The sequence below is a fragment of the Flavobacterium soyae genome (genome assembly GCF_021245985.1).
GTDB lineage: Bacteria > Bacteroidota > Bacteroidia > Flavobacteriales > Flavobacteriaceae > Flavobacterium > Flavobacterium soyae.
In genome coordinates this window covers 89537-102568 of the sequence record NZ_JAJQXA010000002.1, presented here as the reverse complement: position 1 = coordinate 102568, position 13032 = coordinate 89537, and the positions used below count along the sequence as shown (strand labels likewise).

Here is a 13032-nt window from a genome sequence, read left to right as displayed (position 1 = left end):
ATGAAGCTGTAATTGCATTGCAAAAAGAGCCTTTTGTTCTTATGACAGGTTCAATGCCAGGAGAAGGTCCAAAAGCAACGCTTCATTTGTCCATCTCAGACCCGACAGGAGATAATGCAATATTTGAGTATATCAATGGAAAATTAGTGATCCACCATGATACAAAGTATACTGTTATGACAAACTCTCCTATTTTTGATCAACAGCTTGCATTAAATGAGTATTGGAATTCTATTGGAGGGCTCACAATGTTACCAGGAACCAATCGCGCGGCAGACCGATTTGTTCGTGCTTCATTTTACAGCAGCGTTTTACCTAAAACCAATGATCCAGCTGCCGGCGTAGCAGGACTATTAAGTGTAATAAGAAATTGCTCAGTACCCCTTGGAATATCAACTGCCGATCAGCCTAACATTGCTTCTACTTTATGGAGAACGGTGTCGGATCAAAAAAATCTGGTTTATTACTTCGAATCATCAAAAACACCTAATACATTTTGGGTAGATTTCAAAACAGTTGATTTTTCTTCAGGAACCCCAGCCAAAAAGCTTAATCTGACCAATAATGAAGTGTATGCAGGAAACGCCGCGGGATCGTTTGTAAAAAGTACTCCATATAGTATTAAAGGAGATCCAAAATGAGTTTGTAATTATTAAATAAAAGATTGAATAATATTTTGTGTTTATTTTCAATGCAAAAAAGTTTTTGGGAAAATAACCATAAAAAACTCCTTAAGAAATTAAGGAGTTTTTTTATGGAATGTCAGGGTTTGTATTTGATTGACAGTCTCTTATGTTTCTCGAGTTTAAAATCTCAATTTCGTAAGTAAACCAACTTGGTCGGGATTTCTTACTCTATATTCCAAAACTGGATTCCACCCTTGAGGTCAACAGATACAAGCTGGTTTTCGTCTTTTGATACTTTTAATTTATTTACAGTTGCTTTATGGTCGTCTGTTAGTGATTTTAAAAGCTTGCCGGTTTTTTTATCCCAAATTCTTATTGAACGGTCAATGCTGGCTGTATAAATTTTATCTTTAGCAAATTTTGCCGTAGTAAGATTCATGCTGTAATTGTCTTCATATACTTTACTATCATCGTATATATCATGTGTAATCCAATTGGGGTGCTTTACTTTAAATTCCGTTTGATGAGTATTACTGTTGTATTTGGCACATTCATTATAATTTAAGGAAAGAAAATTTCCTTCACTATCCATGTCCGTAAATTTCTTTAGGTCAACTAAAATCTCTTTTTGTACCGTATTGTTATTCATATTCCAATAGGTAACTTTACTTGGAGTAACAATTACTGCGATGTTTTGTTTGTCAATCTTTACAATAGTTCCTTTTGGGAAATCAGATGGCAATACCAATTCCTGGTAATTTTTGGTTACATCCCAGATATATTGGTTTTTTTTCTGGTCCTGAGTAATCAGATAATTAAAATTATCCGAAAAGAATACAGCAATGGACCAAGTGGTTTTTAAGGGCAGTTTTTTTATGATTTTTCCATTTTTCTCATTAATTAAAAGGATGTCATTTTCTAAAGTGGCAGCGGCAATTTCTTTTCGCTGGGGATTATAAGCCAGAGAATAAATTTCATCTGCAATTTTTGCAATAGCAATTTCTTTTGGACTGCCATTTATTCTTTTGGAAATACGTCCGCTGAAAGTAGAAACAAGCACCGTATCTTTAATACCAGTATAAACCACATCTGTATAAGATACCGGGTTTATATTTGTCAGTTTAGGGATGAAAATATTTTGACCTTTACATCCTAATATTGCAAAAAGTAAAATGAGCGTTGATAGAATTTTATTATTGTTCATTTTCATATAATTTTATATTTTTATCATTCTTCTTCAATTTTACAGATGCATTTCCATCACTGGTAGATAGTGTTATCGTGTTTTTTCTATCATGGTCATTTAACATTATTGCTGCAGCACCTTGTGGTTCTGATAGTAATAACATCTGCATGCCGCTTTTCGAGTCTAAAGTCAGAAAAGCATTTCCTAAATTGTCATCTGTAACATATCCTCCTCTTTCCTGTCCTTCCGCATCATAAAGCATGACACCAGAAACGCCAACCTTACCTCTTGAATTTAATCTGCTGCCATAACTGCTCAAATTCTGTTCAGGTAAGTGAGAACCCATAATAACACGCTCAACTCCAAGTGAGTCAACAACCACAATACCCCGGACTTTTATTATTTTATCCTGAAAATCTACAACTTTAACATTATCCTTACTGGAAAATGAAAAGAGATAGAAACTAAAAGCTAACAGGTTACAAATACTTAGTGTGTAAAAAATTTTTGACTTCATTTGGTTTATAATTTAGATTTATAGTTTTGACGGTTTATTTTAAAAAAGTTACAGCAATAGTTCCAGATTTTTGAAATAGTTTTAGGTGGATTGGTTACCTCAGGTTTTAAGTTTCCATTTTCGGCTTCTTGTGTAGGTATTTTGGATAAAATGAATACCTAATTCCGGATGAAAATGGGCAATATAAATGATTATATATCAAAAAAAGAGGGACAACATTTCTGTTATCCCTCATGGTGGGCGATGAGGGGTTCGAACCCCCGACCCCCTCGGTGTAAACGAGGTGCTCTGAACCAGCTGAGCTAATCGCCCTATTTTATTAGAATGCTATCATTTTGTGATTGCGAGTGCAAATATACAGCTAGAATTTGTAATTGCAAGCATATTTTAAAAAAAATCAAATATTTTTTCATGCTTTTATTTAGCATTCTATTTTTCAGCTTTTTAAAAATTAAATAAAAATTATGTTTCAGTTAATTTTAGTTAAAAAAAAGAATACAGCTGCCTAATTTATAATAATCTTTTGTAATCATTTGCTATAGTCATACATTTGCATATCTTAATTGTATACTCAAATGGCAAGATTTCAGGAAAATGATTTACCAAAGGCTAAATTAGACTCTAATTCACTTCAAAAAGCTTTCAGAATTTTTAAATACGGAAAAGGCCATAAATGGAAATTTTTCCTTGGTTTGATCTTCTTATTATTAACCAGCGCCACTGCCCTCGCCTTTCCTAAATTAATGGGAATGCTGGTTGATTGTGTTACCAATAAAGACCTTAGCAGGGCTAACGAAATTGCTGTTGGATTAATGGTGATTCTTACGCTTCAGGCGATCTTCTCTTTTTTCAGGATTTCACTTTTTGTAAATTTTACAGAGAATTCATTATCTAATATCCGTTTTGCTTTATATGAAAATCTGGTAAAATTACCAATGTCTTTTTATTCTCAAAAACGTGTTGGAGAGTTAAATAGTAGAATCAGTGCTGATATTTCGCAGCTGCAAGACACCTTTACTACTACAATTGCCGAGTTTTTACGACAGTTAATCCTGATTATTGGAGGATTTGTTATTCTGGGAAATATAAGTCCGAAATTAACTTTAATGATGCTGGCCATTGTACCAATTGTTGCAGTTGCCGCCGTTATATTTGGAAGATTTATTCGTAAATATGGAAAAAAAACTCAAGATAAAGTAGCTGAAAGCCAAATAATCGTTGAAGAAACACTTCAGGGAATCAGCAATGTAAAAGCTTTTGCCAATGAATGGTACGAAATTCAACGTTATAGAAACAAAATAAAAGAGATTGTAAAAATTGCTATTAAAGGTGGTCAATACCGAGGTTACTTTGCTTCGTTTATCATTTTATGTCTTTTTGGATGTGTAGTTGCTGTCGTTTGGTACGGAATTACATTGACTATAAAAGGTGAGGTTGAGGGTGTAGGAGATTTAATTTCGTTTGTACTTTATACGACCTTTATTGGTGCTTCTTTTGGAGGAATTGCCGAAATGTATGCGCAAATCCAAAAAGCAGTTGGAGCAACAGAACGCGTTTTTGAATTATTAGAAGAAACTCCGGAAGCAATCAATGCAACACCAAAAATATCTTCTATTGAGAAAATAAAAGGAATTGTTTCTTTCAGAAATGTTGCTTTTAGTTATCCTTCAAGAAAAGAAGTTCAGGTTTTAAAAGATGTAAATTTCTCTGCAGAATTCGGACAAAAAATAGCTATTGTTGGTCCAAGTGGTGCCGGAAAATCAACTATTTCATCACTTTTATTGCGTTTTTACGATATAACTTCAGGAGAAATTTTAGTTGACGGAAAAAGTATCTACGACTATGATTTAGAAAATCTTCGTGGAAACATGAGTATTGTTCCGCAGGATGTTATTCTTTTTGGCGGAACTATCAGAGAAAATATTGCCTACGGAAAACCAAATGCAACTGATGAAGAAATATTATTAGCTGCAAAACAAGCAAATGCATTCAATTTTGTGGATGGCTTTCCTGAAAAATTCGAAACACTGGTTGGGGAACGCGGTGTAAAATTATCAGGTGGGCAGCGCCAGCGTATTGCAATTGCAAGAGCTTTGCTTAAAAATCCAAGTATCTTAATATTAGACGAAGCAACTTCATCTTTAGACAGCGAAAGCGAAAAACTGGTTCAGGAAGCTTTAGAAGTTCTAATGGAAGGAAGAACTAGTATTATCATTGCTCATCGCCTTTCGACGATTAGAAATGCGGATAAAATTTTAGTTCTCGATAACGGAGAAATTTCAGAAGAAGGAACACATCAAGAATTAATAAATCTGGAAAACGGAATTTACAAAAACTTAAGCAACTTACAGTTTAGTAATTCTTAGTGAATTTTCAATTTTTAAATTCCGAATCTCAATTATAATGCAAATCCGGCAGGTTTAAAAACCTGCCGGATTTGTTTTTCTAAATTTTTATTTATGTAAACTGGACTAAAGTCCAGCTCTACAATATAATTGTTCCTTCGGAACTATCAAAGAGCCTTTGGCTCGATCCATATTGTAGGGCTGGACTTTAGTCCAGTTTACATAAAGAATATTCAAATATCCAGAAATTTAAGAAAAGTCATTTTAGATGCTAGAAAACATAAAAGCTCCAATTTTCATTGAAGCTTTTTAATATATAAACTGTAAACTGAGACTGAAAACTATTCCTTACCTTTTCTACGTTTACGTTCTGCTTTAATCATAGATAATTCGCGGCTTGTCTGTCCTGCTACAGAAGTATTTTCTTCTGCACGGCGAATTAAGTACGGCATAACATCTTTTACAGGTCCAAACGGAAGGTATTTTGCAACATTATAACCGTTTTCAGCTAAGTTGTAGCTAATATTATCGCTCATTCCGTATAATTGCCCAAACCAGATTCTTTTATCGTTTTTGGCAATACCTTTTCCAGCCATCATTTCCATCAATTTGTAAGAACTCAATTCGTTATGAGTTCCTGCAAAAATTGACATTGTTTCTAAATGTTCTAACATATAATGAACAGCGGCATCATAATTAATATCTGTTGCCTCTTTAGAAACACAAATCGGTGAAACATATCCTTTTTCTTCTGCTCTTTTGTTCTCTTTTTCCATATAAGCACCGCGAACTAATTTCATTCCAATAAAGAAACCTTCGTTCTTTGCTGTTTCATGAAGCTTTTTTAAGTAATCTAAACGATCCCAGCGGTACATTTGTAATGTATTAAAAACAATAGCTTTTTCTTTATTGTATTTACGCATCATATCAGTAACTAAATCATCGGCAGCATCCTGCATCCAGCTTTCTTCACCATCAATTAATAAGGCAACATCTTTTTTGTGAGCTTCACTGCAAACCTGATCAAAGCGGGCTGCTACTCTATTCCATTCTTCTTGTTCAGCCGGACTTAAAGTTTGTTTCTCTCCTAATTTTTCATACAATTCAAAACGTCCTAAACCTGTTGGTTTAAATACTGCAAACGGAATCGCTAAGCGCTCTTTTGCAAATTCAATAGTTTTTAAGGTCATTTCTAAAGCAGCGTCAAACTGTGTTTCTTCTTCTTTTCCTTCAACCGAATAATCTAATACAGATGAAACACCTTTGGTAAACATTTTATCGACTACAGTTAGACAGTCATCTTCGTTTACTCCTCCGCAAAAATGATCAAAAACTGTTGCACGAATCAATCCTTCAACAGGAAGATGTGCTTTGATTGCAAAATTTGTAACAGCAGTTCCAATACGTACTAAAGGCTCACTATCAATCATTTTAAAAAGAAAATAAGCCCTGTCAAGTTCTGTATCACTTTTAAGTGAAAAAGCAACCTGAGTGTTATCGAATATTTTTTCCATTAAGTTTAGTTTTTGTGCAAAGATATAGACTGTTTTGAATATTATTTACTAAATCATATCATATTTTTTGATATCTTTAATCCTCTTAAAAATATTACTTGTTATAAAAGTAGGATTTTACTTTGATTTTTATGTAATTTTGCAAAAAAATGAAAACGTATGAATACTCAAAAGATTGACAGTATTATAAGTGAAGTAAAAGGAAAATACACTATTCCTAATTTTATAGTTCTTCTTTTTATCTCTTCGTTATTAGTAATTGACTTTCTGCCTTATTTTAAAAGTGCAGAAATCATTAATCCGCAGTTTTTATACCTTTCAGTAATTAATGTAATTATTGCTGTTTATTTTTATTGTAATCCTTCTTTAATTGCGGCAGATATTTGGCCCGTTTTTAAAAAAAGTTATATTTTTAAATTATATACAGCATTCTTGTTTTTTTGCGCTATATCTTATTTTGCTGCAACAAATACTTCACTGGTATTTACAAAATTTACAGAAATAGTTATTGTATTCTGTTTATTTATAAATCTGTCTATTCTTTTAAAAAACAAATTAGACCTTCTTTATAAAATTATATTTATAGTCAGCATCAGTGCCTTAATTCAATCCTGGCAGCAGCTTTGTCACTTTATTATTATTCCGCGTCATGCTTCAATTATGGATTTATTGAATACAATGAAAGGAAATACGGGAAATATAAACATTTTGGCAGCCAGCCTTACTATTAAAATTCCTTTTTTACTCTTAGGTATAGCTCATTTTACAACATTCAAAAAATGGTTTTTAGTTTTTATTTTATTTTCTGTTACTTCGGTTATTTTTTTAACGGGAGCCAGAACACCGCTTATCAACTTATTTTTAATTTATTTAATTTATATCATTTATCTTTTAAAAGAATATAAATTTAAAAGGGAAACAATTTTTAAAGTTTTATTCTTGATAATTCCGGTATTGACTGCCATATTATTTGCAAACTCAATATTTCAAAAATCAAAAGACAAAGGAAGATATACCTCTTTAGAAAACAGGGTAAGCAAAATAAGTACCAATGATGAATCATCACAACAAAGGTTAGCTTTTTGGAGAAACACATTAGAAATGACCAAAAAAGCTCCTCTTACAGGAATTGGTCTGGGCAATTATCAAATTGAGTCTATTCCTTATGAAAGGACAATCTTTAATGACTCCATGGTTTCTTTACATGCCCACAATGATTTTCTTGAGATTTTAGCTGAAACAGGAATAATAAATGGATTAATTTATCTTTCTATATTTATTTGTGTTTTTGTTATAAATCTGAAAAAAATAATAAAACCAGAAAATAAAGAATCCCAAATAATTGCTGTATTAATCCTATTGCTTTTAATAGTATACGGAATAGATTCGTTCTTTAACTTTCCCATGTACAGACCAACAATGGCAATATTTTTTAGTTTTATTCTGGCCTTGAGCTTAACTAATTCTGAAATAAATCAAATTGCATTAACCAATAAAATATTTTTTTCAAAAATTACAGTTTCAATTATAATTGTGGTATCAATGCTAACGAGTTATTCAGCTTTTATAATTTACAAAGCATCAAATTTAGAATATCTAATCGCTCGTGATAATATAAATATGAACCAAAAAGGATTTCTTACCGGAGATCAGGTAGTGAGTAAAATTGTTGCTTATCCAAATACTTTCAGCAGTTCAGAGTCATTTTATGAATATGCCGGAATTTATTATGTTCGTGAAAAGCAATATGATAAAGCTTTAAATTGTTTTTCAAAAGCCAATAAAATTAATGGATATTCGGGACGTATCGATTTTTATAAAAACGTAATATCTAAAAATAAAGGCGACATTGATAGTGCTTATATTTATATTAAGAAGGCATTCTATCTGCGTCCAAGGAATTATGATTTATTTAATACTGCGATTAATTTTGCAATATCTAAAAGAGATACTTTAGAAATAGTAAAAGAACATGAATTGTTTTCTCAATACAGACCAATGCCTAAAACATGGGATCTTGCAGTTCGCGGACTTAAATATTCAGGATATAATTATCAAAATTTAATCGAGCTGATTGATCAAGGACTGAAAAAATTTCCTCAGGATAGTGCCTTAACAGTTCAAAAAAATGAACTTTTAATTACGAGTTACCTAACCGGAGGTCAAAACTTTGAAAATAAATCTGATTTAAATAATGCTTTACAATCCTATGAAAAAGCATTGAAAATTGATCCTAAAAATGTTTACATATCACAAAATATAGGGTTCAATTATTTAAAACAAGGTCAGAATAAAAAAGCAATAAACACTTTGCTTGAAGCATTAAAACATCCAGGCTTAAATGATGGAAAGACAGAATTTTTTCTGGGGATTTCTTATTTGAAGGAAAATGATAAAACTAATGCTCTTAAATACTTTAATTTATCAAAAAATAAAAATTATCCTGCAGCAAAACAATTAATGTATAAAATGCAAAATGTTGGAGCAGATGAAGCTGTAATAAAAAAACGTAAAAACGATCTTTTAATTGCCGATTTAATTACAGAAGGTCAGAAATTTGAAGAAAACAAGGAAATGGACAAAGCTCTTGTATCCTATCAAAAAGCTTTAAAAGTTGACCCAAAAAGCATTTATGCAGCACAAAATATAGGTTTCTATTATTTAAAGGTCGGGCAGTCAAAAAAAGCAATCAATTATTTATTGAATGCTTTAAAGTATCCAGGGCTAAATGATGGAAAAACAGAATACTTCCTTGCAATTTGCTATTTAAAAGAAGATGACAAAACGAATGCATGTAAATATTTAAACATATCAAAAAATAAAAACTATTCTAATGTAGAACAATTACTAAAGATGTGTAAATAGTTTCTGCTCTTTTAAAGCATTAATTTAGAATGATTCGTTTTTAAACAAATTAGGGCTGAAATTTGAATATATTTTAGTTAAAAATGCCTTATTTTGCGGTTTCAATTAACCGAAGAATTATGCAATCTATTCAAGCGAACAATTATCTCGTGCATTTTAACCAGTATGCATACGAAGCTTTAAATAAACATTTAAAAGAAAATAAATACTCAAATATCTTTATTATTGTTGATACTGAGACAAATGAGTATTGCCTGCCCAAACTTTTACCTGTAATTGAAACAGATTTAAATATCGAAATTATCGAGTTTGAAGCTGGAGAGGCTAATAAAAATATTGAAACCTGCATTGAAATCTGGCATGTTTTAACAGAACTTGGAGCAGACAGAAAATCACTTATAATTAATCTTGGCGGCGGTGTTGTAACAGATTTAGGCGGTTTTGTAGCTTCAACCTTTAAAAGAGGAGTTGATTTTATAAACATCCCTACTACCCTATTATCTATGGTTGATGCTTCTGTGGGAGGGAAAACAGGAGTTGACTTAGGCAATCTTAAAAACCAGATTGGTGTTATAAATGTTCCTCAAATGGTTTTGATTGACACAGGATACCTTGAAACTTTATCGCAAAGCGAAATGCGTTCAGGACTTGCAGAAATGCTAAAACACGGTTTAATTTATGATGCGGCTTACTGGAAAGAGTTTCTTGATCTGGGAGCTATTGATTATAATGCATTAGACCAATTGATTTACCGCTCGGTAGAAATTAAAAACGAAATCGTAATTCAGGACCCAACAGAAAAAAACATCCGTAAAGCACTTAATTTCGGCCATACTCTGGGGCATGCTATCGAAAGCTATTTTTTAGAAAGCGAATCCAAAAAAACTTTATTACACGGAGAAGCAATCGCTGTGGGGATGATTTTGGAAAGTTATATTTCCCTGCATAAAGATTTAATCACTTCAGCAGAATATTCTGAAATAAAAACAGCTATAAAAGCTATTTATGACGATGTGAAATTTGAAGAAAACGACATTGATCCTATTTTAGAATTGCTTGTTCATGACAAAAAAAATGAATATGGTTTGATTCAATTTGCGTTAATTGAAGGAATCGGAAAAATTAAAATTAACCAATCCGTTGAAAATAAATTAATTCTGGCTGCGTTTCAGGATTATAAATCTTAAACTTTTTTTAATTAAAAGCATTGCTTTTGGTATATATTATTTTTTACATTTGCCACAATGAAAACAAACAATAAACAAAGACAATTCAGCTCTTACAGAAACCGTCTCAACAGTTCTTTACTTAGAATGTTGAACCGTTTTTACAATAGCAAAAGTCCGTTTTGTTTTGATGTTTTCCTGTGCTCAAAAGCAGAACACGAAAAACTGCAAATTATATTTGCTAATATTAGAGTTTGAATTTTAGATTTAGAATAAAATCACTAAATTTAATAATTACTACTTAAAATATTGAAATATAAATGAATACAAAATATTCGGATCTAATTAACCAAACATATTACTTTCCGCAAGAAGAATTTAAACTAAGCAAAGACAACCTTCAGTTCCACAACATCGATTTGATGAAATTGGTTGAACAATATGGTACACCACTAAAGTTTACTTACCTGCCTCAGATTTCTGAAAATATTAATAAGGCAAAGACCTGGTTCAGAAATGCAATGGAAAAGAACAAATACGAAGCAAAATATTATTATTGTTACTGTACAAAAAGCTCTCATTTTGAATACATTATGAACGAAGCTTTTAAAAATAACATTCATATTGAAACTTCATCTGCATTTGATGTTAATATTGTTGAGAATTTATTAGAAAATGGTAAAATCAATAAAAGCACTTATGTAATTTGTAATGGTTTTAAAAGAGACGAATACATTAATAATATTGCAAGATTAATCAATAACGGACATAAAAATACAATTCCGATTATTGACAATTATGAAGAACTTGATTTACTTCAGGGAGAAATCAAAGGAAAATTCAAAATTGGAATTCGTATCGCTGCCGAAGAAGAACCTAAATTTGAGTTTTATACATCAAGATTAGGTATTGGTTATAAAAATATCGTTTCGTTTTACAAAAAACAAATTCAGGAAAATGATAAACTAGAGCTTAAAATGCTTCACTTCTTTATCAATACCGGAATAAACGATACTTCTTATTATTGGAATGAGCTTGTAAAATGTATTAAAGTCTACATTGCACTAAAAAAGGAATGCCCTACTCTGGATGGTTTAAATATAGGCGGAGGTTTCCCGATTAAAAACTCTCTGGCATTTGAATACGACTACCAATATATGATTGATGAAATTATCAATCAAATTAAAATAGCATGTGATGAAGCTGAAGTAGATGTTCCAAATATTTTTACAGAGTTTGGCTCATTTACAGTAGGTGAAAGCGGCGGTGCAATCTATCAGATTTTGTATCAAAAACAACAAAATGACAGAGAGAAATGGAACATGATCGATTCATCGTTCATTACTACCCTTCCGGATACCTGGGCTATTAATAAACGTTTCATTATGCTGGCTATTAATCGCTGGAATGATACTTATGAGCGGGTTCTCTTAGGAGGATTAACTTGTGATAGTGATGATTATTACAATTCTGAACAAAATATGAACGCTATTTATCTGCCTAAATATAATAAGGAAAAGCCATTATATATTGGTTTCTTTAATACAGGAGCGTATCAGGAAACTATTGGAGGTTACGGTGGTTTACACCATTGTTTGATTCCGCAGCCAAAACATATTTTGATAGATCGTGATGAAAATGGAATTCTGGCAACAGAAGTTTTCTCTGAGCAGCAGACTTCAGATGATGTGTTAAAAATATTAGGATACAAGAAAAAAATGTAAAAAAAAACTGTAAATTAATTAAGGTTAATTATTATAAAATTATTAATTTGCATATACACAAAAAAGGTTAAAACTTTTAATTCAAAAAAAACAAAAAAAACAAAAATCAAAATGAAAGGACCAATCAGTCAGTTTATTGAAAAACATTATTTACACTTTAATTCTGCTTCACTGGTAGATGCAGCCAAAGAATACGAACAACAATTAGCAAATGGATCTAAAATGTTGGTGAGTATGGCTGGAGCAATGAGTACAGCAGAAATTGGTAAAATTTTTGCGGAAATAATTAGACAAGATAAAGTACAAATTATTTCATGTACTGGAGCCAATCTAGAAGAAGACATCATGAATTTAGTAGCTCACTCTCACTACGAAAGAGTTCCTAATTACCGTGATTTGACACCAGAAGACGAATGGGCCTTGCTGGAAAAAGGATTAAACCGTGTTACAGATACTTGTATTCCTGAACATGAGGCTTTTAGACGTTTACAAAAACACATCTACAAAATCTGGAAAGATGCTGATGATAAAGGAGAACGTTATTTTCCACATGAATTCATGTACAAAATGTTATTATCAGGTGTTTTAGAAGAATACTACGAAATTGATTTAAAAGACAGCTGGATGTATGCTGCTGCTGAGAAAAATTTACCAATTATTGTTCCGGGATGGGAAGATAGTACTATGGGTAATATTTTTGCATCATACGTAATCAAAGGTGATTTGAAAGCATCTACAATGAAATCTGGTATTGAATACATGACTTTCCTTGCCGACTGGTATTCAAAAAACAGCCAAAATGGTATCGGATTTTTCCAAATTGGCGGAGGTATCGCAGGAGATTTTCCAATATGTGTTGTACCAATGCTATATCAGGATATGGAAATGCATGACGTTCCTTTCTGGAGCTATTTCTGCCAAATCTCAGATTCAACAACTAGTTACGGTTCTTATTCAGGAGCAGTTCCAAATGAAAAAATCACCTGGGGTAAGTTAGATATCAAAACCCCTAAATTTATTATCGAGTCGGATGCTACAATTGTTGCGCCGTTAATTTTTGCATATTTATTAGATTTATAGGATATTTTT

Annotated in this window: 9 protein-coding genes and 1 tRNA gene; 6 read left to right on the top strand and 4 right to left on the bottom strand. The window is 31.8% G+C overall.

Annotated features, from left to right (window positions below):
- A partial coding sequence (locus tag LUU93_RS02905; protein ID WP_232678037.1) for a linear amide C-N hydrolase occupies positions 1-641 on the top strand: 641 nt, incomplete at its 5' end.
- Between the two features lie 208 nt (positions 642-849).
- On the opposite strand, the gene LUU93_RS02900 is transcribed toward LUU93_RS02905, so the two are convergent.
- From LUU93_RS02900 to LUU93_RS02890, 3 genes are all read right to left on the bottom strand, one after another.
- Positions 850-1830: an SdiA-regulated domain-containing protein gene (locus tag LUU93_RS02900; protein ID WP_232678036.1), complete on the bottom strand. Its 981-nt coding sequence runs from the start codon at positions 1828-1830 to the stop codon at positions 850-852.
- A complete protein-coding gene (locus LUU93_RS02895; protein ID WP_232678034.1) occupies positions 1820-2329 on the bottom strand; it encodes a hypothetical protein in 510 nt (169 codons plus the stop codon). Before LUU93_RS02895 ends, LUU93_RS02900 begins: the two co-directional genes overlap by 11 nt.
- Before the next feature lie 234 nt (positions 2330-2563).
- Positions 2564-2641: transfer RNA gene (locus LUU93_RS02890), tRNA-Val, on the bottom strand.
- A gap of 263 nt (positions 2642-2904) precedes the next feature.
- On the opposite strand from LUU93_RS02890, the gene LUU93_RS02885 reads away from it, so the two are divergent.
- Entirely contained in the window at positions 2905-4695 is a 1791-nt protein-coding gene (locus LUU93_RS02885; protein WP_232678033.1) for an ABC transporter ATP-binding protein, read from the top strand.
- 320 nt (positions 4696-5015) lie between these two features.
- On the opposite strand, the gene LUU93_RS02880 is transcribed toward LUU93_RS02885, so the two are convergent.
- Positions 5016-6188 carry a proline dehydrogenase family protein gene (locus LUU93_RS02880; RefSeq protein WP_232678029.1) on the bottom strand — a complete coding sequence of 391 codons (1173 nt, stop codon included), beginning with the start codon at positions 6186-6188 and terminating at the stop codon, positions 5016-5018.
- 159 nt (positions 6189-6347) lie between these two features.
- Here LUU93_RS02880 and LUU93_RS02875 point away from each other — a divergent pair, with 159 nt between their 5' ends.
- The 4 genes from LUU93_RS02875 to LUU93_RS02860 all read left to right on the top strand — a co-directional run bounded on the left by LUU93_RS02875 (position 6348) and on the right by LUU93_RS02860 (position 13023).
- Positions 6348-9053: an O-antigen ligase family protein gene (locus LUU93_RS02875; RefSeq protein WP_232678027.1), complete on the top strand. Its 2706-nt coding sequence runs from the start codon at positions 6348-6350 to the stop codon at positions 9051-9053.
- A gap of 119 nt (positions 9054-9172) precedes the next feature.
- Positions 9173-10240, top strand: coding sequence for a 3-dehydroquinate synthase (gene aroB, locus LUU93_RS02870; RefSeq protein WP_232678021.1), 1068 nt, complete (start codon positions 9173-9175; stop codon positions 10238-10240).
- A 299-nt stretch (positions 10241-10539) separates the two neighbouring features.
- The gene (locus tag LUU93_RS02865) at positions 10540-11943 is read left to right on the top strand and encodes a type III PLP-dependent enzyme domain-containing protein (protein ID WP_232678020.1); all 1404 of its coding nucleotides are present in this window, start codon (positions 10540-10542) and stop codon (positions 11941-11943) included.
- Between the two features lie 111 nt (positions 11944-12054).
- Entirely contained in the window at positions 12055-13023 is a 969-nt protein-coding gene (locus LUU93_RS02860) for a deoxyhypusine synthase family protein (RefSeq protein WP_232678019.1), read from the top strand.
- Positions 13024-13032 lie beyond the last annotated feature (9 nt).